This is a genomic window from Gordonia sp. CPCC 206044, from assembly GCF_048537895.1.
In the GTDB taxonomy this organism is placed as follows: Bacteria; Actinomycetota; Actinomycetes; order Mycobacteriales; family Mycobacteriaceae; genus Gordonia.
Map to the genome: position 1 here is coordinate 217,230 of NZ_JBCLVL010000009.1, position 25,149 is coordinate 242,378.

Here is a 25,149-nt window from a genome sequence, read left to right on the forward strand (position 1 = left end):
GTGAGCCGAGTCCATCGCGTCGTCGTCCGACCGGTGCGGTCGGGTTCCCGCCGCGGCATGCGTAAGCTCGAAGTGGTCGCCCCGGTCGGCGCCCCTCGGGGAGGCGGTTTGGGTGACGTGGCACGGATGTGGAAGAAGGGACGTGTCGAGGCGTTTTGGGTTCGGCGCGGACGATGTTCTACACTGAAGTGTCTGATTGACTCTTGACTTGCGCGCTGCCCATAGGGTGGCGCGTTGGTTTTGTGAGGAGGAATTGGACGCGCGGTCTTTCGGGACCGCAAAGGGGCGTAGCTCAACTGGCAGAGCAGCGGTCTCCAAAACCGCAGGTTGCAGGTTCAAGTCCTGTCGCCCCTGCCCTGGTGAGGGCACACGTTGACGAGAGGACCTCGAAGGTGAGCAAGCGAGATCGAGCCGCCCGCGCCAAGGACTCCGCGGAGGCATCCTCCGCGGACGCCGTGGAGGAGCTCGAAAGTCGCGAGGACGCCGCGGGCGCTGCGGAGGAGTCGACCGAACTCCGTCCGTCGGGCAAGCGGTCGTCGCGCCGTCGATCCTCGGCGAGTGCTTCGGCCACCGGCAGCGACACGGATTCCGATGGGGGATCCGCGGTCGCGGTCGCAGAACGCAAGAAGAAGGCGCCTGCGGAGAAGAGTCGCAATCCGTTCGTCCGGATCTGGCTCTTCCTGCAGCAGGTCGTCTCCGAACTGAAGAAGGTCATCTGGCCGTCGCGCCGCGAGATGATCACCTACACGATCGTCGTGCTGGTGTTCGTCGTCATCATGACCGCCTTCATCTCGGGTATCGATCTGGGCTTCGCCAAGCTCGTCCTGCTGGTATTCGGCTGACGAGCCCGCAACGGGCGACGGTGAGGCCGCGATGGCGCAAACCGCCGACCGAACGAAAGAGGAGCGTGGGCTGCAGTGAGCACCCCGGAGAACGAGATCGAATCGACCCCAGAGGGGATCGACGACGCTGACACGTCCGTGGTGGATGCCGTCGACGAGACCGACGATCCTGGTGTCGAGGCACAGGTCGAGGCAGCCGAGGATGACGCCGCAGCGGTCGACGGTGGCGAAGCGGCCGAGGACGCCGACGACGCAGCCGCCGACGAGGTCGATGCCGAGCAGGCGGCCGACGCTCCCGCAGAGGAAGCCGATCCGGTCGAGGAGTTGCGCAAGCAGCTCCGGCGCGCACCCGGTGAGTGGTACGTGATCCACAGCTACGCCGGGTACGAGAACAAGGTGAAGGCCAACCTCGAGACCCGCGTGCAGAACCTCGACGTCGGCGACTACATCTTCCAGGTCGAGGTGCCGACCGAAGAGGTCACCGAGATCAAGAACGGTCAGCCCAAGAAGGTCAACCGCAAGGTGCTGCCCGGCTACATCCTGGTGCGCATGGACCTCAACGACGACTCGTGGGGTGCGGTCCGCAACACTCCCGGTGTGACCGGGTTCGTGGGGATGACCTCCAAGCCGTCGCCGCTGTCGCTCGACGAGGTGCTGCAGTTCCTCATGCCGCGCGTCGAGACCAAGAAGCCTGCTGCGGCCAAGTCGGCAGGCGAGGGTGTCGAGGCCGCCGCCGCTGCGGCGACGTCGGTCATCGAGGTCGACTTCGAGGTCGGCGAATCGGTCACCGTCATGGACGGCCCGTTCGCGACGCTGCCCGCGTCGATCAGCGAGGTCAACGCCGAGCAGCGCAAGGTCAAGGTGCTCGTCTCGATCTTCGGTCGCGAGACCCCGGTCGAGTTGAACTTCAACCAGGTCGAGAAGATCTAGCTCGCGCGGCGCCCAACCGCGCAGGCACGTTCGCTTCTCGCCGAGCGTGACGCTCCTCCCGGAGCAGACAACAGACTTCCACGCCTCCAGCGGACGTGGATCAGCAAGAAACAAACAAGGAATCAAGATGCCTCCCAAGAAGAAGAAGCTCGCCGGGATCATCAAGCTCCAGATCCAGGCAGGCCAGGCCAACCCGGCCCCGCCCGTGGGTCCGGCGCTCGGTCAGCACGGCGTGAACATCATGGAGTTCTGCAAGGCGTACAACGCAGCGACCGAGTCGCAGCGTGGCAACGTCATCCCGGTCGAGATCTTCGTGTACGAAGACCGCTCGTTCGACTTCAAGCTGAAGACCCCGCCTGCCGCGAAGCTGCTGCTCAAGGCTGCCGGTCTGCAGAAGGGTTCGGGCGAGCCGCACGTCAACAAGGTCGGCAAGGTCTCGATGGACCAGGTCCGTGAGATCGCCAAGACCAAGGCCGAGGACCTCAACGCCAACGACGTCGACCAGGCCGCGAAGATCATCGCCGGCACTGCACGGTCGATGGGTATCACGGTCGAAGGCTGACTCGTCGCTGAGTGATCTCGATACGCTGCTCGCCTAGCGGCTCGCAGCTACTCGATCAGCGGGAGGGGACGCTCGGACTGGTGGCAACTCTCGATCAGCGGGAGGGGACGCTCGGACTGGTGGCAACTCTCGATCAGCGGGAGGGGACGCTCGGACTGGTGGCAACTCTCGATCAGCGGGAGGGGACGCTCGGACTGGTGGCAACTCTCGATCAGCGGGAGGGGACGCTCGGACTGGTGGCAACTCTCGATCAGCGGGAGGGGACGCTCGGACTGGCGGCAACTCTCGATCAGCGGGAGGGGACGCTCGGACAGGCGGCAACTCGCGATCAGCGGAGAAGAACTCGTGGGAGGGCCGGCTCGGCCCAACAACCACTAACCCGAACAGACACACACACGGAGAAAGAACAGAGCAATGGCACAGAAGAGCAAGGCCTACCGCGCCGCAGCGGAGAAGGTCGATCGCACCAAGCTGTACAGCCCGCTGGAAGCTGCACAGCTCGCCAAGGACACGTCGTCGAAGAACGCCGACTCGACGGTCGAGGTGGCCATCCGCCTCGGCGTCGACCCGCGCAAGGCCGACCAGATGGTCCGTGGCACCGTCAACCTGCCGCACGGCACCGGTAAGACCGCCCGCGTGATCGTCTTCGCCGCAGGCGACAAGGCCGCCGAGGCGACCGCCGCCGGCGCCGACGAGGTCGGCGCCGAGGATCTCATCGAGAAGATCCAGGGCGGCTGGCTGGAGTTCGACGCCGCGATCGCCACCCCGGACCAGATGGCCAAGGTCGGCCGTATCGCACGTGTCCTGGGCCCGCGCGGTCTCATGCCGAACCCCAAGACCGGCACCGTGACCACCGACGTCACCAAGGCTGTGAACGACATCAAGGGCGGCAAGATCAACTTCCGCGTCGACAAGGCCGCGAACCTGCACTTCGTCATCGGTAAGGCGTCGTTCGACACCGAGAAGCTGGCGGAGAACTACGGCGCCGCGTTCGACGAGATCATGCGCGCCAAGCCGTCCGCCGCCAAGGGCCGCTACATCAAGAAGGTCACCGTCTCGACGACCACCGGCCCGGGCATCCCGGTCGACCCGGCGGTCACCCGCAACTTCGCGGAGGCCCCGCAGGCCTGAGTACCGACATCTGAGCGGTAGATCACCACGAACCCCCGACGGTCACGTCGGGGGTTCGTCGTTTCCAGTAGATGGCCGCGATGAACCCTGGACGACGACATCCCCGATTGGCGGGCGTGTGCGCCGAGAATCGACTAAGACTCGTAACAGGTGTGCGCTGCGCACACCGGACGATCACGACGACCCAGGCGGTGATGTGATGGAGGCCCGACCCACCAAGTTGGCGATCATCGGAGCGGGGGCGGTCGGCACCGCCGTCGCCTACGCATCCCTGATCCGGGGTGTGGCGCGGACGATCGCGCTGATGGACATCAACACCGCGAAGGTCACCGCCGAGGTCCTCGACATGTCGCACGGGCTGGAGTTCGTGCCGCGCGCCGACATCATCGGTGACGACGATGTGGCGGTATGCGCCGACGCGGACGTGGTGGTCTTCACCGCGGGCGCCAAACAACAGCCCGGACAGTCGCGGCTCGAACTGGCCGAGGCCACCATCGGACTGACCCAGAAGATCATGCCCGGGGTCATCGAGGTGGCACCGAACGCCATCTACGTCATGGTGACCAACCCCGTCGACATCGTCACCTATGCGGCGTTGAAGTACAGCGGGCTGCCCAACCACCAGGTCTTCGGTTCGGGCACGGTCCTCGACTCCTCGCGACTGCGGTTCCTGATCGCGCAGCACTGCGGCGTCGCCGTGCAGAACGTCCACGCCTACATCGTCGGCGAGCACGGGGACAGCGAGATCCCGCTGTGGAGTTCGGCGAGCATCGGCGGTGTACCCCTGCTCAACTGGAAACCGCTTCCCGGTGAGCAGGCCATCGACGCCGCGGCGCGCGAACGGATCCATCATGAGGTGGTGCACGCGGCGTACAAGATCATCGAGGGCAAGGGCGCCACCAACTATGCGATCGGCCTGGCGGCGACCCGCATCGTCGAGGCCATCCTGAACAACGAGCATCGGGTGCTGCCGGTGTCGACGGTTGCGACCGGCTACGAAGGTCTCGACGACGTGTGTCTGTCCCTGCCGACCATCGTCGATCGCGGTGGGGCGCAGACGCGGCTGGAGATGCCCATGTCGGAGTCCGAGCTGGCCGGTCTGATGTCGTCGGCGGAGACGCTGCGCGGGATGCAGGCCAAGTTCGGTCTCTGACCGGCAAGCCCGTGGCCGTGCGATGGAGTCCCACCGAGGAGGAGAACCGTCGGCTCCTCCGCGCGCGCGACACGATCGACCGTGACTATTCCTCGCCCCTGGACATCCCGGCGCTGGCGCAGGTCGCGGTGCTCTCGCCCGCACATTTCATCCGACGCTTCCGCGACGTGTTCGGTGAGACACCGCATCGGTATCTGCAGCGACGCCGGATCGAACGCGCGTGTGCGCTGCTGCGCGACGGCGATTCGTCGGTGACCGACATCGCGTTCGCGGTCGGATACGGCAGCCTGGGCACCTTCAGCAGGACCTTCGCGACCATCATCGGCCGCAGTCCCAGCGAATACCGGCGATCCGTGCCGGCCGCCAGGGTCCCGACCTGCTTCATCAAAGACCATGCACGACCGAGCAGTTTCGGAGAAGCGACGTCGACGACACCGCCCGTACGGTCGAAACCATGATCACCGGCATCAGCATCCACTCCGTCTTCGTCCTCGACCATGACGTCGCACTCGACTTCTACGTCGGCAAACTGGGTTTCGTGGTCGGGTCCGACGTGGACATGGGTTTCATGCGGTGGCTGACCATCGCCGCGCCGGGGCAACCCGATCGCGAGATCCTGCTGACGGTGCCGGGACCGCCCGCGATGTCGGATACGGCCGCGGAGAAGGTCCGTGACCTGCTCACGCAGGGCGCCTTGGGCACGGCGGCGATCCTGTCGGCCGACGATTGTCGGGCCACCTACACCGAGTTGCTCGCGAAGGGCGTCGAGTTCACCCAGGTGCCCGAGGAACAGCCGTACGGGATCGACTGCGCGTTGCGCGACCCGTTCGGCAATCACATCCGGATCACCCAGCGGACCGCGGACCGCGAGATCACCGACGACGATCTCGCGCGCTGGTCACCGGAAGGGTGATCGTCGGGGGCGGGAGAGTCACCGGCCGATCGGATGTGGCGGCAATCGAGCGTCGTCGGTGCCGATTTCGGCCGGAATGGAACCGATCGGGCCGCTCGATAGTCTGATACATATGCGCGACGACAAGCTGCTGACCCGGATCGCGGCGCTGCTGCGGCAGGCCGAGGGAACGGACAACCCGCATGAGGCGGAGACGTTCATGCAGGCCGCGCAGCGGCTGGCGACGACGGCATCGATCGACCTGGCGGTCGCCCGCGCGCATGATCCGGCGGCGCAGGCGCGGACCACGCCGCTGTCACGGCAGATCGCGATCGGGGAGGCGGGCAAGCGGGGGCTCAAGACCTACGTCCAGCTGTTCGTGGCGATCGCCCGCGCCAACGATGTCACCGTCGACGTGGCCGGCAACTCCACCTTCGTGCTGGCCTATGGATTCGAGGCCGACATCGACACCTGTGAGGCGCTGTACACCTCGCTCGTCGTGCAGATGGTCGCGGCCAGCGACGGCTATCTCAGGTCGGGTGCCTACAAGGGGGAACAGTTCTCCCGGGTGGTGACGCGTGGGTCCGGCTGGCGTGCCCGACGTGTCGTCGAGACCAAGCCGCTCTCACCGATCACCGCGCGTCTCAACTTCCAGTCGGCGTTCGCCGAGCGCATCGGCACCCGCCTCGGCGAGGCGCGTGCACAGGCTCGGGCGCAGGCCTTGGACGCCGATGCCGAGAACCGGCCGGACGGGGCGCGTGTCCCGGCGGACAACGGGCGGGTCACCACCGAATTGGTGTTGCGCAACAAGGAGATCGAGGTCGCCGACTATTACAGGTCCGAGTCCACGGCACGCGGCACGTGGCGGCCGTCGAGCGCGTCGGCGGGTTATTCCGAGGCGGCTCGCCGAGCCGGTGACCATGCCGGCCGCCGGGCGAAGATCGGCCCCGACCGTGAGTTCGGTGGCGCTCGGGGCGCGTTGGAGGCATGAGCGTCCTGCGTGTTCGGCAGTCAGTTCGTCTCGTCGGTCCGGGATGTCGGCTCGAATGTTTCTGGCCTGCCGCGATTCTCTGCGTCGAGCGTCGCGCGCAAGGGTCGCGGCGCGCCCACGTGCGTACGCATCCACGTCCCGATGGTGCCGTCGTCGGTGACGACGGCGTGCACGACGATCGCGCACACCACCACGATCATGGCGAAGAAGAACAACCAGCTGATCGCGGCGAACACCATGCCGAGAGTGCCGAAGTGGCCGGTCGTCTGCTGCAGGATCGTCGGCAGTGCGATGCGGCTGCCGACGAGATAGACGGTGATGAACAGGCCGGCCACCGCGCCGTTGAACATCAGCAACCGGGCGGGTGCCTGGGTGGACACCAGCAACCGGGGCAGCGCCGTCCACATCGCCGTCCAGATGAGGAACGTCGCCAAGATCTCGAGGGCCACCCCCAGTGCGCCGTAACCCGAGACGGTCACGCCGGTGATGTTGACGCCGTGCAGGTATGCCGAAAAGCCTTGGGCCACCACACCGATCGGGATCACGAAGATCACCACCACCCAGCGCCACCAGCCGGAGATGGGCAGCTTGTCGACCTGCCAGACCGACATGTACATGCGGCCAAGCGCGCGCGACAGCGACGTCGCGCCTGCGATGGTCATCAACGCGCCGAGTATCCCGAACGCGGTGAACGACTCCGTCGACGACGTCGAGACCATGTCCACGCGCGACGGATCGATGCCGAGCCCCGCGAGGGCATCGGTGACAAAGGTGTGTCCGGGCAGGGCCGTCAGCAGGATGACCACCGGCAGGATCGACGTGAACGTCTGCGCGGCAAGGGTCATGGACCGGTCGGTGACGTCGTTGACGGCGAGGTCACGCAGCACGCGCAGAGCCAGCCCGGCCCCGGGAAGCGCTCGGCCCCGCTCCGCCAGCGCGAGCCCCGCAGTACGTGCCCGCGCCGCGAGCGTCGTCGGACTCCTCACCCTGTTCGACTCCTCTCCGGCGCCGCGGCCAGGTCGGGCGGTCGTGCGTCAGATGGTAACCGGCGACCGATGGTGCGGCGATGACCCCACGAGATGTCGGGCGCGGCCGACTCTACGAGGCCGAACGTCTGGTGCACCGCATGTTCGACCGGGTCGGTTCGGACCGGACCGTGCAGATCGCCGGGACCGAACTGACCCTGCCGGTGGAGGCCCGGTTCGCGTCGGTCGACTCGGTTCGCGCGCACGTGGACCGAGTGCTGGCCATGGCGGTTGTCCGGGAACGGTTTCCACGTGCGGTCGAGCCGTTGACGATCCGGGCCCGGCGCGGTCACCGGTCGGCCGAGTACATCAGGGCACCCGGCCGCGAGCCGCAGATCGCCATCCCATCGTCGGCCGACGGGCGGTGGGCGCTGCGCGAACTCGTCGTCCTCCACGAACTCGCACACCATCTCGACGATTCGTCGGGACCCAGCCATGGTCGCGGGTTCGCCATCACCCTCATCGACCTCGTGGGATCGACGCTCGGACCCGAGGCGGGCTTCGTCTATCGGGTCGTGTTCGCCGACAGCGGGGTCACGTGACCCGACGAGGCATTGTTCACCAACTGCCGCCGGAGAGGAAGGTGAGGTAGCTCGGGTGCCGAGGATCGAGCACCAGGCGTTGTCGGCGGCCACGCGCCTTGATCAGATCCGGCACCACCGTGAGATAGCGCGGGAAGCTGGCCGCGTAGACATCCACGCGGAGGCGGTGACCCGGCTCCAACACGGCGTCGGTGGGCACCAGATCCACGTCGATGCGAACCGGTTCGTCGGCAGGTACCGGCAGCTTGCGTTTGCGCGACAGATAATGATGCGCGCCGAGCAGGCTGCCGTCGGACGCGTACGTCGACGACGACGGATCGAGGGCCCGGTTGGATGCCGACAGGGCCCCGTTGGTCAGCACGGTGGACGTCCCGTCGGGGGCGACGTCGTTGACGGTGACCGCCCAGATCGCTTCGTGCGCGGTGGTCGCGACGTTGAGCCGCAGGTTCATCGCACCGCTGATCGTGGTCGCCTCGGTCACCGGGTCGCTGGTGAACGTGAGACCTCCGGCCTCCTGATAGCGGGCGTCGGTGCGCATCGACGGACCCAGCACCATGGCCGCCCCCGCGGTCACCTGCGTCATGTCCCGCGATAGCAGGCCGCGAGCATCGGCCTGGACCGCCAGCGACGACCGATGGTCCACCGGCGCCGACGACAACGACCCGTCGTGGGCGGCGTGCCCGGCGGTGCCCGAACCGGTCGCGGTCAGGTACAACCGCCGCGGCCCGACCCCGGACCGCGGGAAACTCTCACCCGACGTCCACGCGCCGCCCTGCTGCAGCATGGTGACCGGGCCGTAGTACTCGACGCCGTTGCGGTGCCCCTTGAGCCATCGGTCGAACCAGGCCCGTTCCAGCACGTCGAGGCGCGGCGGGGAGAATTTGCCGCCGTAGCCGGAGCCGACATCGATGTGGTAGCCGTCGCCCACCAACATCTGCTTGCGGCCCGGCGCCATCTGAAGATGCTCGTACACCCCGGTGGCGCTGCGGCCGAACAGGTCGTGCCAGGCCCCGACGGTGAAGGTGGGTACCTCGATCCGGTCGACCTTGGGGTCACGTTCGTCGAAGTACGGATCGTCGAAGATGCGGTCGTCGCGGGCGGTCAGGAAACCCCAGAGCAGCGAGGTGATCTCGGTGGCGGGGGACTTGATCCGGTCGCGTGCCCAACGCAGTGTGTCGCCGCGCAGCAGATCCCGTACCGGCGCAGCAGGATTGGGCACCCACTTGAGCAGGTTGACCGCCGACAGCCAGGCCGGGATGAACGCCGAGGGCATGCCGCCGGTGATGTAGATGTCGCGGACGATGTCGTCGCAGCCCTCCACCGCGAACACCGCCTGCAATGCCGGCGGACGCTTGTCGGCGGCCTGGAGGGAATTGATCGCCGAATACGACCAGCCGGCGAGCCCGACGGCGCCGTCGCACCAGTCCTGCTGGGCGGCCCAATCGATGATCTCCACGGAATCCTGCTGCTCGCGCGGCCCGAGGATCTGCCATTTGCCCTGGCTGGCCCCGGTGCCGCGGACGTCCACGATCACCTGCACATAGCCGCTGCGCACCAGGTTGCGGTTGATCCCGAAGACGTCGAACACGCCGCCGGACAACGTCTTGGTGAGCGTGGTCAACCCCTCGAGTCCTGTGCCGGTCCCGTCGATCGACCTCGACGCGGTACGCAGCGTCTTGCCGAGCACCGGAGCATGCAGGGTGTGGTCGAGAAGGTCGATCGCCACGCGGTTGTACGGGTTGATGTTCACGATCGCCGGATACGGCGTGAGCGCGGTCTGGCCGAACCTGTTGGCCGGTCGGATGACCGTGGCGCGCAGTCGGACTCCGTCGCTCATGGTGAGGATGACGTCACGGTCGACGGCGACGCGCGGATACAGCGATTTGCCGTCGACCTGTTCGCGCCACCGGATGCCGTCGGCGCCGCCGGTGGGGTCACCGAGGGGAAGGGCGCCGAAGCGCGGGGCGCCGACCGGTCGCGTGGACCGTGATCGGTGGGGCTGCGCGGAGCGTGCCGTGGGGTCGTGCGCCGCCTGATTCTGTCCGTCCAACTGGTACGTCATGGTGCATCACCTGCCTCGGGCATCGTCGCCCGTTCGCCGAACGCTCACCGTGTCGTGCTGGTGACGGGTGCACGCAAGCCGCGGGTGTGGCGTGCGTCACCTCGTCGGACGAGGATAGCTCAGCGGTTATATAGGTTCGCTAACCGGGCGGGCACTATTTGGTGATGGTCGGCGTGTGTTCGGGACGGTGGAGTTCGACGGCAGCCGCAGCCTCCAGCGCCATCCACCCGGACAGTTGCACCGACAGGTCCCGTTCGGCGATCTGAGACGAATGCACCGCCCCTTCGACGAACTCTGCCTTGGCGCCGTCGTCGCGCGGTGTGGTGGCAGGCCGTCGCCAGTCGGGTCCGAAGAAGGGGCCGTCGGCGGTGTCGACGCGGTGTGTCCAGGCGGCCTCTGCGCTGCTGGTGACGATGGCGGCGGCCCGTCGACGCAGATCCTGTGCCCGTGCCGCCGTGCCGGGCAAATCGGTGGCGATCAAGGCCAGGTAACGCGCGAGCACCCCGGCGAACAGGCCGCCGTCACCGCCGCCCGCGCCGTGGACCACCCCGTCGGTACAGACGTGCGTCTCGACTGCCGTCAGCAACCGCTCGATGCGATCGACGTGCACGGGTTCGTCGGTGCGCCGGGCCAATTCGACCTCGACGCCCAGGACGACGCCCTGGCAGTAGGTGTAGATGTCCGGGACCGGTTGCAGCGGGCCGCCGCGCGAGCCCGGTTTGACGCCGTCGATGACCAGCCCCGACGCCGGGTCGATCAGGGTGGCGTCCATCCAGTCGGCCATGGCACGGGCGCGCTCGACGTGGCCGGTGCGTGCCACCAGGATCGACGCCGGGCCGTTGGCGGGCGCGTTGAAGAACAGATCCATCGTGCGCCAAGGGATTCCACCGCCGAGATGGGGCAGCCAGGCCTCGACCATCCGCCCCGACAACGTGTTCAGTGCCTTCGTGTGCCGCAGCCCCAGGTGGCGGTCGGCGCGTTCGATCGCCAGCCCAAGCCAGGCCATGTCGTCGTAGTAGTTGTTGGTCCAGCGTCCGAGATTGCGCCACCGGATCCCGCGCAGCAGTCGTATGACGACGTCGGCGACCTCGGGGTCGAACGACGGGTCCTCGGCTCCGGTCGGTTCGTGGCGCCTCGGATGTCCCGACGGGCGATGGATCGCGGCATCGACCAAGAGGTCGACGAGATGCGCATGCCACCAGTAATGCCAACTGCCGAATCGTCCGGTGAAACCACCGGTGGGCCAGGCGATCGCGGCCAGTCGGGTACCGGGTATCCCGAACATGAGGCCGAGGTGGCGGTCGATGATCGACTCCGCGGCCGCGGCGGCGTGATCGTTGGCGGTCATCGGCCGGGCAGCCGGCGATTTGGATGCGTCACCCACATCCGGTAGCCTATCCGCTTGGTGTGGCACACATCCGTGTGTCGTATCGGTTCAACCAGAGACCGTCGGTCGTCGGGAGTGATCCCGATCGAAGGTCCGGCCCGAGTGCGCAGCGCTCGGCTCGGCGGCCCACGCAGGGAGAACGAGGATTGACAGCGTACTCATGCGCCTGTTCACGCCCCGGACCTTCTGCGTGCCGGGGCGTATTGCATTTCGCGACTCGCCTCTCCCGGCTCGGGTGGAACCCGACCCAACTCTAGTGATGAGAGGAGGCGAAGTATGGCCAAGTCCGACAAGGTCGCCGCAGTGGCGGAGATCGCTGAGCAGTTCAAGGGAGCTACGGCGACGGTCGTCACGGAATACCGTGGCCTGTCCGTCAAGCAGATCTCCGAGCTGCGTCGTTCCCTCGGTGAGGGTGCAACCTACTCCGTCGCCAAGAACACCCTGGTGAAGCGTGCCGCCGCAGAGGCGGGCGTGGAAGGGCTCGACGAGCTGTTCACCGGTCCGACCGCGATCGCCTTCATCGAAGGCGAGCCGGTGGTGGCCGCAAAGGCGATCAAGACGTTCGCCAAGGACAACAAGGCTCTGGTCATCAAGGGCGGCACCATGGACGGCCGTGCGCTGTCCGTGGCGGAGATCGAGCAGATCGCCGACCTGGAGACCCGTGAGGTTCTGTTGGCCAAGCTCGCCGGTGCCATGAAGGGCAACTTGGCAAAGGCTGCCGGTCTGTTCAACCAGCCGGCTTCGCAGGTGGCGCGCCTGGCCGCGGCACTGCAGGAGAAGAAGAACGAAGCCGGCGAGTAGTTCGCGCCGCACAATCCAATCCCCACCATCGGGGATGAACCACCCCGTACGGGGAAAGACAGGAAGGACGCCACCATGGCGAAGCTCACCGCTGACGAGCTCATCGATCAGTTCAAGGAACTGACCCTGCTGGAGCTCAGCGATTTCGTGAAGAAGTTCGAAGAGGTCTTCGAGGTCACCGCGGCCGCTCCGGTCGCCGTCGCCGCTGCCGGTGCTCCGGCTGCCGGTGGTGCCGAGGCCGCTGCCGAGCAGGACGAGTTCGACGTCGTGCTCGAGGGTGCGGGCGACAAGAAGATCCAGGTCATCAAGGTGGTCCGCGAGATCGTCTCCGGCCTGGGCCTGAAGGAAGCCAAGGACCTCGTCGAGGGTGCTCCGAAGCCGATCCTGGAGAAGGTCGACAAGGAAGCTGCCGACGCCGCCAAGGCCAAGCTCGAAGAGGCCGGCGCCTCGGTGTCGGTTAAGTGACATTCGGTCTCCGACCGAGTAAGTGACATTCGGTCACTGACCGACCTCACGCTCGCGAAGGGCCCCGAGTCATCGACTCGGGGCCCTTCGTCGTGTTCGGGTCGGCTCAGCTGATCGTGAACCCTCGATAACCATCGGCGGCGACCGCGTCGCAGGTCTCGCGGTAGACGTTCAGGCCGCCGACATACGACATGATCACGCGTGGCTTGCCGGGGATGTTGGCGCCGGTGTACCACGAATTGCCCTCGGGATAGAGGGTTTCGTCGGCCAGCTCGACAGCGTGGGCGGTCCAGTCCTTGGCCGCGACGTCGTCGGCCTCACAGGTGCGGGCTCGGACGGACTCGAGGTGTGCGATCGCATCCGCGGTCCACTCGACGTGCTGCTCGATGGCGCACACGACGTTCGTGAGCACGTTGGGGCTGCCCGGCCCGGTGAGGGTGAACAGATTGGGGAAGCCGGGCACCCCGAGACCGAGATAGGTGACCGGTCCGTCCGACCATGCGTCGCCGAGCGTGCGCCCCTCCCGGCCGCGGATGTCGATGGTGAGCAGGGGGCCGGTGATCGCATCGAATCCGGTGGCGAAGACGATGGCGTCCAGCTGGTACTCGTTGTCGGTTGTCCTCAACCCGTCGGCGGTGATGGCCTCGATCGGCGCATTCTTGACGCTCACGAGGCTCACGTTGTCCCGATTGAAGGTCTGGAAGTATCCGGTGTCCATGGTGATTCGCTTGGCGCCGAGCGGGTGTTCGCGTGGTGACAACAGTTCCGCGGTCTCGGGATCGTGGACCGCAGCGCGGATCTTGCTCCTGAAGAACTCGGCGATCGTGTCGTTGGCCGCCCGATCACTGAACAGGTCGGGGTAGGACGCGATGAGGTCGATCGCACGATGGCGGTTCCACCGCTCCTCGTACACGGCGTTTCGCTGCTCCTCGGTGTGGTCGAGCGCGTTGACCTCCAAGGTGTCGGTGAACTGACCGCTGGGCGACTGCCTGGAGAGGACCTTGAACTCGCCGATGTTCTCCTTGAACTCCCGCCGCTCGTCGTCGGTGAGCGGGCGATTCCCGCAGTCGAGGCTGAAGGCCGGAGTGCGTTGGAAGACGGTGAGGTGCTCGGCCTGTTCGGCGACCTTCGGTATCACCTGGACACCCGACGACCCGGTCCCGATCACACCGACCCGCATCCCGGTGAAATCGATGCCCTCGCGTGGCCATGCACTCGTGTGGATGGTCCGGCCGCGGAAGGAGTCGACACCCGGGAAATCGGGCGTGGAGGAGGTCGACAGGCACCCGGCGGCGGTGATCAGGTATTTCGCTGTCACGCGTTCACCGGAATCGGTGGTGACCTCCCACCGGGCGGTTGCGTCGTCGAAATGTGCGGCGGTCACGCGGGTGTCGAAAACGAAGTGTCGCTTCACGTCGAGCCGGGTCGCCACGAAATCGATGTAGCGCAGGATCTCGGGTTGGGCGGGATACCGCTCGGTCCACTCCCAGTCCTCGATGAGCTCGGGCGAGAAGGTGAATGCGTATTCCATGCTGATGCAGTCGCATCGAGCTCCGGGGTAGGTGTTCCAGTACCAGGTGCCGCCGACCGTGGGGGCCGCCTCGAAGCCCTTGACGGTCAGTCCCTGCTCGCCCAGCTTGTGGGTCATGTACACGCCGGAGAACCCGGCTCCGATGACGACAGAGTCGTAGTGCGGTGCGGTCATGCGTTGTCCTTCCGGGCGGGATGCGCCGATGTGTGCGGGGATCGCCGTGAGTTCGAGCGCAGTCACGCGGCGAGTGACGGCCGTCACGTTAATTGATGATAATCATTCGACGCAAGAGCCTCGTCGATTGCTGGCGGCCGAAGCAGCGAAAACGCGACACCTTCGGGTCTATCTATGCATATGATTGCGATGTATTGGACTGTTTGGTGGGACTGGAGGCGAGGGATGTCGATGCAGTTGGCGGGGCAGGTGGCTTTTGTCACCGGCGTGGCGCGAGGGCAAGGCCGCAACCATGCGATCCGGCTGGCCCGCGAGGGCGCCGACATCATCGGGATCGACCTGTGCGCGCCGGTGGCGGGAGCTCCCTATGACATGGCCGTGCCCGATGACCTGGCGGAGACAGAACGATTGGTCCGGGCGCAGGGGCGTGACATGGTCGCGGTCGAGGTCGATGTCCGCGACTCCGCCGCGGTGTCCAAGGCTCTCGGTCGCGGGGTGGAGCGATTCGGTCGACTCGACATCGTGGTCGCGAACGCGGGTATCGCGGGGAGCTACGCGGTCGACGACCTGACCGATGACATCTGGCGCGACATGATCGACATCAACCTCACCGGCGTGTGGAACTCCGTGAAGGCGTCCGTGCCGCATCTACGTGCCGGAGGGCGTGGGGGCTCGATCATCGTGATCAGCTCGATCGCGGGGCTCAAGGGCCTTCCCAACAACGCCCACTACGCGGCGGCCAAACACGGCGTACTCGGGATCATGCGAAGTCTTGCCAACGAGCTCGGGCCGGAGGCGATCCGGGTCAACGCCGTGCTGCCGACGAATGTCGACACCCGCATGCTCTTCAATGACGCGATCTATCGACTGTTCCTGCCCGACGCCGAGAACCCCACTCGCGAGGATGTCGAGCCGGCCCTTCGGGGAATGCATGCACTCGACGTGCCGAACGTGGACCCCGACGACGTGAGCAACGCGGTGTTGTTCCTCGCGGGTCCGCAGTCGCGCTATGTCACGGGCGTCGCGCTGCCGATCGACGCCGGGGCGCTGGTGCGCTGAGAGGCTCGGCGGTCGTTGACCGGGGTCTGAGCTGGCCCTCGGCAATGTGACCTCCGCTGTACTTTCGCAACTGCGGTGGGATCGGCTACTCTACGAATCCGAACGAAGTTACCGGTGGGTAAGGACCTGACGACGGACCCGGGGGATCTGGTCATTCGTCCAGGTTGGTGCCGTGCATGGGTGTGGGGATCAATGGTGGTCGGCTACAGTGACCCCAACCACAAATGTCACCGGATCGTGTGTGGTCAGACCGACCGCCGCAGGGGGCAGCGAATGTCTGGGAGGATGCAGTGGGCGTAGAGGTCAGTGTCGAGGGGCTTACCAAGTCATTCGGATCGCAGAACATCTGGCGCGACGTGACTCTGACGTTGCCATCGGGTGAGGTGTCGGCGTTGCTGGGTCCGTCGGGTACGGGTAAGTCGGTGTTCCTCAAGACGCTGATCGGTCTGTTGCATCCCGAGCAGGGGTCGGTCGTCATCGACGGTACCGACATCACCCAGTGCTCGGCCAAGGAACTGTACGAGATCCGCAAACTGTTCGGTGTGCTGTTCCAGGACGGTGCGCTGTTCGGTTCGATGTCGCTGTACGACAACATCGCGTTCCCGCTTCGTGAGCACACGAAGAAGAAGGAGAACGAGGTCCGCGACATCGTGATGGAGAAGATCGACCTGGTCGGTCTGGCCGGTGCCGAGGACAAGCTGCCCGGTGAGATCTCCGGTGGTATGCGTAAGCGTGCCGGTCTGGCGCGTGCGTTGGTGCTCGATCCTCAGATCATCCTGTGCGATGAGCCGGACTCGGGTCTGGACCCGGTGCGTACCGCATACATCTCGCAGTTGCTGATCGACATCAATGCGCAGATCGACGCGACGATCCTGATCGTGACGCACAACATCAACATCGCCCGCACCATCCCGGACAACATCGGCATGCTGTTCCGCAAGGAGCTGGTGATGTTCGGTCCGCGTGAGCAGCTGCTGACGTCGGAGCAGCCGGTGGTCAAGCAGTTCCTCTCGGGAGATCGCTTCGGCCCGATCGGCATGTCCGAGGAGAAGGACGAGGCGGTGGCCGCGCAGGAAGCTGCGATGCAGGCTGCCGGTATCGGCGGTGGTGGTACCAAGGACGACTTCTCCGAGATCATTCCGCAGGTGCAGCCCAATCCGGGTATGCCCGAACGCAAGGCGGTCGCCCGTCACCGCGAGCGCGTGATCCAGTTGCTGCCCTCGTTGCCGGCCAACGCTCAGCAGGCGATCCGCGAGAGCATGGTCGAAGAAGACCGACTGCGCGCCGAATCCCATGCCCACGCCCAGGCCACGGTCCCGGTCGGCGCCCACGCCGCCCAGGGACAGGCACAGCAGGGGGAGTGGACCACGGCCGATCCCGGTGCCGAGTTCCCCGGTAGCGACGCGCCCACTCAGAGCTGGGCCACGCCGCCCGGCGACAGCACCGTCACCCAACCGATCGAGTCCGACCGGTATCAGCAACCCAACGACGGTCGGAGTCACTAGGAATGAGCAGTGCCACCACGCGTGGCGTTGATCGAATCGCTCAGGCCGGGACGGGCGCGCTCGCCCAGACCGGCAACATCGTGCAGCTGTTCGTCGATGTCGCGCGTCAGTCCTTCGTGCGCCCGTTTCAATGGCGGGAGTTCATCCAGCAGGCCTGGTTCATCGCGAGCGTCACGATTCTGCCGACCGCACTGATCGCGATCCCGTTCGGCGCGATCGTCTCGCTGCAGACGGGTTCGTTGATCAAGCAGCTCGGTGCCGAGTCCTACACGGGTGCGGCCAGCGTCCTGGTGGTGATCCAACAGGGATCACCACTGGTGACGTCGCTGCTGATCGCGGGAGCGGCCGGGTCGGCGGTGGCCGCCGACCTCGGGTCTCGGACCATCCGCGAGGAGATCGACGCGATGGAGGTGCTCGGCATCAACCCGATCCAGCGCCTCGTCGTCCCGCGCGTGCTGGCGATGGTGTTGGTGGCGATGCTGCTCAACGGACTGGTCGCCGTCGTCGGCATCGGTGGTGGCTACTTCTTCAACGTCGTCGTGCAGGGCGGCACACCGGGTGCGTATCTCGCGTCATTCGGTGCGCTCGCCCAGTTGCCCGACCTCTACATCTCGACCGTGAAGGCCGCCATCTTCGGTGTGCTCGCCGGTGTCGTGGCCGCCTACAAGGGTCTCAACCCGAAGGGCGGACCGAAGGGTGTCGGTGACGCGGTCAACCAGAGCGTGGTCATCACGTTCTTGCTGCTCTTCCTTGCCAACCTGATCATCACTGCGGTTTACCTGCAGATCGTCCCGCCGAAGGGGAGCTAGCGATGGCCGGTGGTGTGACGATCGCCAAGTCGCGTCCCGAGTACTACATGTACGAGGCGCGCAAGCAGCTGGGCAAGCCGCTCAAGGTTCTCGACGGTGCCGGCGAGCAGATGTCCTTCTACGGACGGACGCTGGCCTGGATCCCGAAGACCCTGGTCCACTACACACGCGAGGTGCTGCGCCTGCTGGCCGAAGTCGCCTTCGGCTCCGGCGGTCTCGCGGTCATCGGCGGCACGATCGGCGTGATGATCCTGATGTCGGGTTTCACCGGCGTCGTGGTCGGGCTGCAGGGTTACTCGGCGCTCGACCAGATCGGTTCGCAGGCCCTGACCGGCTTCCTGTCGGCGTACGTCAACACCCGTGAGGTCGCCCCGCTGGTGGCCGGACTCGCACTGTCGGCGACAGTCGGCTGCGGCTTCACCGCACAGTTGGGTGCCATGCGGATCTCCGAGGAGATCGACGCACTGGAATCGATGGCCGTGCCGTCGGTCCCGTTCCTGGTCTCCACCCGTGTGATCGCGGGCTTCATCGCGGTCATCCCGCTCTATGTGCTCGGCCTGTTGTCGGCGTACCTGGCGTCGCGGGTCATCACCACCGTCTTCAACGGTCAGTCCGGTGGTTCCTACGACCACTACTTCAACTTGTTCCTGCCACCCGCCGACGTGCTCTGGTCGTTCGGCAAGGTGCTGGTGTTCGCGTTCGTGATCATCCTCGTGCACTGCTACTACGGCTACTACGCGACCGGCGGTCCCGCAGGCGTCGGTGTGGCCGTCGGCCACGCCGTGCGTGCCGCGCTCGTGCTGATCGCCGTCCTCGACTTCTTCCTCGGTCTCGCGATCTGGGGAACCACCACCACCGTCAGAGTGGGAGGCTGAGCGATGTCGACGATTCGTCGCCGGCTGCTCGGGCTGGTCTTCTTCATCGTGGTCGCGCTGTTCTTCACGGTGACCATCATGAAGTTCAACGACAACTTCACCTCGTTCACCAACGTCACGTTGAAGACGGACTCGACGGGCAACGCCTTGCCCGCGCACGCCGACGTCAAGGCGCGCGGTGTGGTCGTCGGAGAGGTGCGCGAAGTGCAGCCCGCCTCCGACGGCAGCGTGGACGTCACCCTCGGTCTGACGCCGTCGATGGCCGCGCAGATCCCGGCGTCGAGCACGGCCCGGATCCTGCCCAAGACCCTGTTCGGCGAGCGCTATGTGGCGCTGCAGGTACCGACCGGCGCGAGCGGCGCGACGCTCGCCGACGGTGGGACCATCGAGACCGACAAGAGCGGTAACGCCAAAGAGGTGCAGGAACTGTTCGACGACCTGCTGCCGGTGTTGCAGGCCATCCCTCCGCAGGATCTCAACGTGACGCTGACCTCTCTGTCGCAGGCACTGGCGGGCCGCGGCGAGCAGCTCGGCACCTCGCTCGAGCAGCTCAACGAGATCTTCGGCCGGATCAACGAGAACATGCCCGAACTGCAGGGAACCCTGCGTGGCCTGGCCAGCTTCTCGAAGACCTATTCCGACGCCCTGCCCGATGTCATCGACGCACTGGACAACTTCCGCGTCACCAGCAACACGATCGCGGAACGCCAGGGAGACCTGCGTACGCTCATCGCGACGCTGGGGGTCGCGTCGACCGACACGACCAAGTTCCTCCAGCAGAACCGGACGGACCTGATCGACCTCGCGGTCGACTCCGAACCGTTCCTGGTGGGCCTGGCCAAGCAGTCGCCGACCTTCGTGTGCACCTTCCGCAACTTCGCCGGGCTCATCCCCGAGTCGCGCAAGATCGTCGGCGAGGGCACCGCGAATCCCGGTGTCCGCGTGAATCTCCAGTTCGTGAACCCGCGTGGTCGGTACCTGCCCAACCAGGACGAGCCGCGACTGCTCGACCAGGACCCGCCCGCGGTGTGCTACGAGCCGGCCAAGAACGGTCGTCCGTTCCCGCAGTATCCCGGCGGTGGTCTGGCCGACGGCTCGTATCAGCCGCCGTCGCGCAATCCCGGTCCGCGCACGATGCCCACGCTGCCGCAGCCGCAGTTCTCCGCCACGCCGGTGGGCACGATCCGGGCCAATCCGTTCGACGATGCGGACTACGTGAAGCAATTGAAGGTCATCTACGGCGGCGCCAACGGCACCGATCCTGAGAAGGTGCCCACCTGGGTCACCACCATCGGCGGCGCGTCGCTTCAGGGAGCGCAGGTCACCATCCGATGAAATCCATCACCGGACCGCTGATCAAACTGATCGTGTTCGCGGTCGTCACCGTGGTCGCGACGAGTCTGCTGGCGCTGACCATCGCGAACGCGGGCGGCGACGGCGACAGCGACTTCAAGGCGGTGTTCAGCGACGCCGCGATGCTCAACACCGGCGACGACGTGCGGATCGCCGGCGTGCGTGTGGGCCAGGTCAGTGACGTGGAGGTGTACGACCGCAACAAGGCGCTGGTCTCGTTCAACGTCAATCGCGACCGTCTGCCCGAGGGCACCCAGGTCTACATCCGCTATCGCAACCTCACCGGTCTGCGGTATGTGGCGCTGGAGAAGGGCGCGGGTGATCCCGACCAGACGGTGGGCACCGGACACACCTTCGGGACCGACCCGAACAACCAGGACACCCATCCGGCGGTCAACCTCACCGAGTTGTTCAACGGGTTCAAGCCGCTGTTCCGGGAACTGTCGGCCGCCGACGTCAACAAACTGTCCGACGAGATCATCAAGGTCTTCCAGGGCGAGTCGACCGGCTCCAGCATCACCCAGCTGGTGAGCAGCACGGCAGACCTGACCAATGCCGTCGCCGACAAAGACAAGGTGATCGGCGAACTGATCACGAATCTCACCAAGGTGCTCGACACGGTGAACCGCAACGACGAGCAGTTCAACTCGCTGCTCGACAACACCGAGAAACTGGTGACCGGGCTTGCCGCGCAACGCGGTTCGGTGGGGTCGGCGATCAGCTCGGTGTCGAACCTGACGTCGGTCACCGCATCGATCCTCGGCCCGACCCGACCGGCCATCCAGGGCGACATCGCCGGGCTGAAGTCGTTGAGCGACCAGATCAACGCGCGTGACAAGGATGTCGCCGAGATCCTGACCAACCTGCCGGTCAAGCTCCAGAAGATCGGTCGCGCTGCGACATTCGGGTCGTGGTTCCAGTTCTATCTGTGCGGTATCGACGTGGTCGCGGGCAACGGCAAGTCGACGATGCTGACCCAGCCGCTCGTACCACTGCCCGACATCAACCACGTCCTGTACACCAGTGCGGCCACCCGCTGCTGGAAAGATGAAAGGCCGGGGGGCTGATCGGTGGCAGAGGGAACCGAGAACCAGAACGAGGCGGGACAGACCGACGAATCGTCGGCACCCGCACAGCATCCGCATCGGCGGTTCGCCGGGCGACGCAGCCCGGTGAGCATCGGCGGCATCGGCATCTTGATCCTGCTGATGGCCACCGTGTCGGCCTTCTATCTGACCGAGCTCCCGCTCGTCGGAGCCGGGGCGCGCTACACCGCGAAGTTCACCGAGGCAGCCGGTCTGAAGAAGGGCGCCGAGGTGCGCGTCGCGGGCGTCAAGGTCGGCGACGTGGACGGGGTGTCGCTCGACGGAGACCGAGTCGACGTCACCTTCCGGGTCACCAACACCTGGATCGGCAACCAGACGCAGGCATCCATCCAGATCAAGACGATCCTCGGCCAGAAATACCTCGAGCTGAACCCGCGTGGCACCGAGGCGGCCGACCCCGACGTCGCGCTGACCGACACGGTGTCGCCCTACGACGTCATCGACGCCTTCTCCGACGCCGCGAATCAGATCGAGGACCTCGACACCAACCAGTTGGCGACGTCGATGGAGACGCTCTCGGATGCCTTCTCCGGCACCGCCGGTGACATCGGACCGTCCCTGGACGGCATCTCGCGGCTGTCGGCGACCATCGCCAGCCGCGACCAGGAGGTGCAGAAACTCCTGGCTGCGACGAAGTCGACATCGAAGATCCTGGCCGACCGCAACGAGGAGTTCGTCCGCCTCATCGCCGGTGCCGGGCAGTTGCTCGACGAGCTGAACAACCGACAGAAGGCGATCTCGGCGTTGCTGGCCAGCACCACCTCGCTGTCGGATTCGCTGTCGGGGATCGTGCGCGACAACCAAGCCCAGATCGGCCCGGCGCTCGACTCGTTGCAAGAGGTCAACAAGCTGCTGATCTCGCAGAACAAGAACCTGCGGGAGACGATCACCTACATGGCGCCGTTCTACCGGCTCTACGCCAACGTCCTCGGTAACGGCCGCTGGTTCGAGTCGGTGGTCACCAACCTGCTGCCGCCCGGATTGCCGCAGCAGAACACCACGCGGCCGCCCAACAAGCAGAAGCTCCAGAACAACGGCGGAACGGAGGCCGGCTGATGACAGCTCCCGACCTCACCCAGACCTCGGGCCCGGGCCGCTGGTTCACGCCGCGGCACATCGTGTTCGGCGTGCTGGGAGTCATCGTCGCGCTCATCGTCGCGGGCGTGCTGTGGTGGGCGTTCGCGATGCTCGGCACCACCAAGATCACCGCGACCTTCGCGCGCAGCGTCGGTATCTACTCCGGCTCCGATGTGCGGGTTCTCGGCGTTCCGGTCGGCAAGGTCGACTCGGTGACGCCGGAGGGCAACAAGGTCAAGGTCACCATGACCGTCGACCGCGGCATCGATCTGCCCGCCGACGTGCGAGCCGTACAGGTGATCCCGTCGGTGGTCGCCGACCGTTACGTGCAGCTGACCCCGGCCTACTCGGGCGGACCGAAGGCGTCGCGTGACATCACCCTGTCGCTGGACCAGACGATGGTCCCCGTCGAGGTCGACCAGATCTATGCGAGCGTGCAGGACCTGTCGAAGGCCCTCGGTCCCGAGGGCGCCAACAAGGACGGTGCGGTCAGCGACCTCGTCCGGACCGGTGCCGACAACCTGAGCGGCAACGGCGAGAAGCTCGGATCGGCCATCGAGCAGCTGTCCAAGGCGACGACGACGCTGAGCGATTCCCGCGGCAACATCGTCGACACGGTCAAGAACCTGAACACCTTCGTGGGTGCGCTGCGTGAGAACGACAGCCAGGTGCGACAGTTCAACACGCAGATGGCGTCGTTCAACAAGTTCCTCGCCGGTGAGCGCACCCAGCTCGCCGCGTCGTTGAACAAGCTGTCCGTCGCGCTCGGTGACGTCGCGTCGTTCGTCGAGGACAACCGCGACCAGCTCGGGCAGACCCTCAAGGATCTACAACCGACCACCAAGGCCCTGCTGGACACCAAGGATCACCTCAAGGAGGTCCTGACGGTCTTGCCGATCACCATCAACAACCTGATCAACGCCTACGACGCGGAGTCGGGAACCCTGGCCATGCGCCTGACCATCCCGGACCTGCAGGATCTGATCGGCGCGCAGTGTCGACTGCTCGACCTCGGCAAGCTGCTGCCGGGCAACCCGCAGGCCAAGCAGTTCAGCACCACGCTCAACCCGCTGATCACCCACTGCGAGGACCTCGGCAAGCAGATCACCGACGGTGTGCTGACCCCGCTGTTGCCGGTGTTGCCGTTCGGCATCATGAGCAACAACAAGTTGCAGCGGTACCCGGCGCCCGGCACCAACCAGGGCAACCCGGACAACGATCTGAACGTCGGTCCGTCGGCGCCGAAGCGTCCGTCGGCCAAGCCGACTGCGACCAGGCCTTCTGCGACCAAGCCGTCGGCGACCAAGCCTTCTGCGGCGCGACCCGGAGCAGGTGGATGATGCTGCGAGAAGTCCTGTCGCGTCGCGCGATTCGCGCGGTGCTCGCCGCCGCGGTGGCGTCCGCGGTGCTGGTGCTGTCCGGTTGTGGCAGCAACGGAATCCAGTCGATCCCGCTGCCCGGTGGGGTCGACACCGGCGACAACCCGCACACCTATCGAATCCAGTTCGAGGACATCTTGGACCTCGTGCCGCAGTCGATGGTCAAGATGGACGGCATCCCCGTCGGCCGGGTCGAGTCGGTGAAGGTCCCCGACAACGAGTGGTTCGCGCAGGTCGAGATCAAGGTCAAGAACGACGTCGACCTGTCCGACCAGGCGCATGCCGCCGTGCAGCAGACGTCGCTGCTCGGTGAGAAGTTCATCGCGCTGTCCGAACCCAAGGACAGCGAGTCGTTGCCGCGGCAGTCTTCGGCCGAAGCGATCCCGCTCGATCGGACACGCACGGCCACCGACATCGAGCAGGTGCTCGGTGCGCTGTCGATGCTGCTCAATGGTGGCGGCATCAATCAGCTCGAACCGATCGTCACCGAGCTGAACAAGGCGCTCGACGGTCGGACCGGGCAGGTCAACAGTCTGATCAAGCAGGCCGATCGGTTGATCACCGGACTGAACCGGCAGCGCGACGACATCATCAACGCGATCGACGGTCTGTCGACGCTGTCCACCCGGGCGTCGGCGCAGACCGCGCAGATCGACCGGATCCTCAAGCAGGTTCCGGCGGGTGTCGCGGTGCTCGAGGAACAGCGACCGCAGCTGGTCGATCTGCTGACCAAGTTGGACAAGCTCGGCCAGGTCGGTACCGACGTGCTCGGCAAATCGCGGACCGCACTGATCAACGACCTCAAGGCGTTGCGCCCGGTGTTGAGACAGCTGTCGAAGGCGGCGCCCGATCTGATCACTGCAGCTCCGCTGATGCTGACGCATCCGTTCCCGGACTGGTTGCTGCCGGGTGTGAAGGGTGACTCGACCAACCTGTTCATGACGCTCGACCTGCGGCTGCTCAACCAGCTCGAGGCGCTCGGTGTCGGTCAGCCGACCCCGAAGTACTCGCCGCCGGCTCGGGTGAAGGTGCCGGTCAACCAGTCCAATCCGTACGTCGGCGGAAACGGGCCACGCTACGGCTGGCCGACGATCACGCTGCTGCCGCCCGGCCCGGATTGGAAGCTCGGACCGAACACGCCGCCGTCGGGAGGTACCTACCCGATGAATCCGGCGTCCGGATCGGCCAAGTCGCCGGCATCGAAGAAGAAGTCGACCGAGAAGCAGGGTGACGGACAGTACTCGCTGCTGCCGCCCGCGCAGCCGGGTCAGCGGTTCCTCGACGGACCGCTCAGCATGATCGGGGCGCGCTGATGTTGACCAGGGCCGCCAAGATCCAGCTGATCGTGTTCGTCGTCGTGGGTGTGGTCGCGATCGTGTTCGTCGGCGCCAAGTACGCCCGGCTGGACAGACTGGTCGGCGTCGGCCAGTACACGGTGACCGCGTCCATGAAGGACTCCGGGGGCATCTTCACCAACGCCGAGGTCACCTATCAGGGT

24 protein-coding genes, 1 tRNA gene and 1 pseudogene are annotated in these 25,149 nt (G+C 66.1%); 22 read left to right on the forward strand and 4 right to left on the reverse strand.

Translation table 11 applies throughout. The annotated features are described in order from the left end of the window. Nucleotides 1–281: 281 nt before the first annotated feature. From AAFP35_RS16420 to AAFP35_RS16460, 9 genes are all read left to right on the forward strand, one after another. Nucleotides 282–354 (forward strand) — tRNA-Trp (locus AAFP35_RS16420). Nucleotides 355–392: 38 nt separating this feature from the next. Beyond that, complete coding sequence (secE, locus tag AAFP35_RS16425; protein WP_419222696.1) at nt 393–842, forward strand: preprotein translocase subunit SecE; 450 nt, start codon at nt 393–395, stop codon at nt 840–842. A 75-nt stretch (nt 843–917) separates the two neighbouring features. Next, entirely contained in the window at nt 918–1,772 is an 855-nt protein-coding gene (gene nusG, locus AAFP35_RS16430; protein WP_419222697.1) for a transcription termination/antitermination protein NusG, read from the forward strand. A 127-nt stretch (nt 1,773–1,899) separates the two neighbouring features. Then, nucleotides 1,900–2,334 carry a 50S ribosomal protein L11 gene (rplK, locus tag AAFP35_RS16435; protein WP_419222698.1) on the forward strand — a complete coding sequence of 145 codons (435 nt, stop codon included), beginning with the start codon at nt 1,900–1,902 and terminating at the stop codon, nt 2,332–2,334. 414 nt (nt 2,335–2,748) lie between these two features. Then, a complete protein-coding gene (rplA, locus tag AAFP35_RS16440) occupies nt 2,749–3,465 on the forward strand; it encodes a 50S ribosomal protein L1 (protein ID WP_419222699.1) in 717 nt (238 codons plus the stop codon). A gap of 199 nt (nt 3,466–3,664) precedes the next feature. Further along, nucleotides 3,665–4,618, forward strand: coding sequence for an L-lactate dehydrogenase (locus AAFP35_RS16445; RefSeq protein WP_419222700.1), 954 nt, complete (start codon nt 3,665–3,667; stop codon nt 4,616–4,618). Nucleotides 4,619–4,629: 11 nt separating this feature from the next. Beyond that, nucleotides 4,630–5,076, forward strand: a complete 447-nt coding sequence (locus AAFP35_RS16450; protein WP_419222701.1) for a helix-turn-helix domain-containing protein — start codon at nt 4,630–4,632, stop codon at nt 5,074–5,076. After that, nucleotides 5,073–5,531, forward strand: a complete 459-nt coding sequence (locus AAFP35_RS16455) for a VOC family protein (RefSeq protein ID WP_419222702.1) — start codon at nt 5,073–5,075, stop codon at nt 5,529–5,531. The genes AAFP35_RS16450 and AAFP35_RS16455 overlap by 4 nt, the downstream gene beginning before the upstream one ends. Nucleotides 5,532–5,643: 112 nt before the next feature. Further along, nucleotides 5,644–6,501 carry a DUF2786 domain-containing protein gene (locus AAFP35_RS16460; protein ID WP_419222703.1) on the forward strand — a complete coding sequence of 286 codons (858 nt, stop codon included), beginning with the start codon at nt 5,644–5,646 and terminating at the stop codon, nt 6,499–6,501. Between the two features lie 20 nt (nt 6,502–6,521). On the opposite strand, the gene AAFP35_RS16465 is transcribed toward AAFP35_RS16460, so the two are convergent. Beyond that, nucleotides 6,522–7,487 (reverse strand): hypothetical protein, encoded by a 966-nt coding sequence (locus tag AAFP35_RS16465; RefSeq protein ID WP_419222704.1) that lies wholly within the window; start codon nt 7,485–7,487, stop codon nt 6,522–6,524. An 80-nt stretch (nt 7,488–7,567) separates the two neighbouring features. Between AAFP35_RS16465 and AAFP35_RS16470 the strand changes: the two genes are divergently transcribed. Next, nucleotides 7,568–8,068, forward strand: a complete 501-nt coding sequence (locus AAFP35_RS16470; protein ID WP_419222705.1) for a TIGR04338 family metallohydrolase — start codon at nt 7,568–7,570, stop codon at nt 8,066–8,068. 16 nt (nt 8,069–8,084) lie between these two features. Here AAFP35_RS16470 and AAFP35_RS16475 read toward each other — a convergent pair whose 3' ends face one another. Next, a complete protein-coding gene (locus AAFP35_RS16475) occupies nt 8,085–10,130 on the reverse strand; it encodes a CocE/NonD family hydrolase (protein ID WP_419222706.1) in 2,046 nt (681 codons plus the stop codon). 154 nt (nt 10,131–10,284) lie between these two features. Further along, nucleotides 10,285–11,514, reverse strand: coding sequence for a glycoside hydrolase family 76 protein (locus AAFP35_RS16480; RefSeq protein WP_419222707.1), 1,230 nt, complete (start codon nt 11,512–11,514; stop codon nt 10,285–10,287). 279 nt (nt 11,515–11,793) lie between these two features. Here AAFP35_RS16480 and rplJ point away from each other — a divergent pair, with 279 nt between their 5' ends. Together rplJ and rplL are read left to right on the forward strand one after the other, a co-directional pair. Next, nucleotides 11,794–12,318, forward strand: a complete 525-nt coding sequence (gene rplJ / locus AAFP35_RS16485; RefSeq protein WP_419222708.1) for a 50S ribosomal protein L10 — start codon at nt 11,794–11,796, stop codon at nt 12,316–12,318. A 75-nt stretch (nt 12,319–12,393) separates the two neighbouring features. Continuing rightward, nucleotides 12,394–12,783 carry a 50S ribosomal protein L7/L12 gene (rplL, locus tag AAFP35_RS16490; RefSeq protein ID WP_164310988.1) on the forward strand — a complete coding sequence of 130 codons (390 nt, stop codon included), beginning with the start codon at nt 12,394–12,396 and terminating at the stop codon, nt 12,781–12,783. A gap of 106 nt (nt 12,784–12,889) precedes the next feature. Here rplL and AAFP35_RS16495 read toward each other — a convergent pair whose 3' ends face one another. Beyond that, nucleotides 12,890–14,488 carry a flavin-containing monooxygenase gene (locus tag AAFP35_RS16495; protein WP_419222728.1) on the reverse strand — a complete coding sequence of 533 codons (1,599 nt, stop codon included), beginning with the start codon at nt 14,486–14,488 and terminating at the stop codon, nt 12,890–12,892. A 231-nt stretch (nt 14,489–14,719) separates the two neighbouring features. Between AAFP35_RS16495 and AAFP35_RS16500 the strand changes: the two genes are divergently transcribed. The 10 genes and pseudogenes from AAFP35_RS16500 to AAFP35_RS16545 form a co-directional block, all read left to right on the forward strand. Then, on the forward strand, nt 14,720–15,547 hold the full coding sequence (locus tag AAFP35_RS16500; protein WP_419222729.1) for a mycofactocin-coupled SDR family oxidoreductase: 828 nt from the start codon (nt 14,720–14,722) through the stop codon (nt 15,545–15,547). Between the two features lie 290 nt (nt 15,548–15,837). Continuing rightward, complete coding sequence (locus AAFP35_RS16505) at nt 15,838–17,052, forward strand: ABC transporter ATP-binding protein (RefSeq protein ID WP_419222709.1); 1,215 nt, start codon at nt 15,838–15,840, stop codon at nt 17,050–17,052. A gap of 2 nt (nt 17,053–17,054) precedes the next feature. Then, nucleotides 17,055–17,861: an MlaE family ABC transporter permease gene (locus tag AAFP35_RS16510; protein ID WP_419222710.1), complete on the forward strand. Its 807-nt coding sequence runs from the start codon at nt 17,055–17,057 to the stop codon at nt 17,859–17,861. 2 nt (nt 17,862–17,863) lie between these two features. Then, complete coding sequence (locus AAFP35_RS16515; protein ID WP_419222711.1) at nt 17,864–18,736, forward strand: MlaE family ABC transporter permease; 873 nt, start codon at nt 17,864–17,866, stop codon at nt 18,734–18,736. A 3-nt stretch (nt 18,737–18,739) separates the two neighbouring features. After that, nucleotides 18,740–20,071 (forward strand): MCE family protein, encoded by a 1,332-nt coding sequence (locus tag AAFP35_RS16520; RefSeq protein WP_419222712.1) that lies wholly within the window; start codon nt 18,740–18,742, stop codon nt 20,069–20,071. Further along, nucleotides 20,068–21,156 (forward strand): MCE family protein, encoded by a 1,089-nt coding sequence (locus AAFP35_RS16525; protein ID WP_419222713.1) that lies wholly within the window; start codon nt 20,068–20,070, stop codon nt 21,154–21,156. The genes AAFP35_RS16520 and AAFP35_RS16525 overlap by 4 nt, the downstream gene beginning before the upstream one ends. A gap of 3 nt (nt 21,157–21,159) precedes the next feature. Next, nucleotides 21,160–22,251: an MCE family protein gene (locus tag AAFP35_RS16530; protein ID WP_419222714.1), complete on the forward strand. Its 1,092-nt coding sequence runs from the start codon at nt 21,160–21,162 to the stop codon at nt 22,249–22,251. Continuing rightward, nucleotides 22,251–23,612 (forward strand): MCE family protein, encoded by a 1,362-nt coding sequence (locus AAFP35_RS16535; protein ID WP_419222715.1) that lies wholly within the window; start codon nt 22,251–22,253, stop codon nt 23,610–23,612. The genes AAFP35_RS16530 and AAFP35_RS16535 overlap by 1 nt, the downstream gene beginning before the upstream one ends. Continuing rightward, nucleotides 23,612–24,964, forward strand: a complete 1,353-nt coding sequence (locus AAFP35_RS16540) for an MCE family protein (RefSeq protein ID WP_419222716.1) — start codon at nt 23,612–23,614, stop codon at nt 24,962–24,964. The genes AAFP35_RS16535 and AAFP35_RS16540 overlap by 1 nt, the downstream gene beginning before the upstream one ends. Beyond that, a pseudogene (locus AAFP35_RS16545) lies at nt 24,964–25,149 on the forward strand (mammalian cell entry protein); the annotation flags it as partial. The gene AAFP35_RS16540 and the pseudogene AAFP35_RS16545, both read left to right, overlap by 1 nt.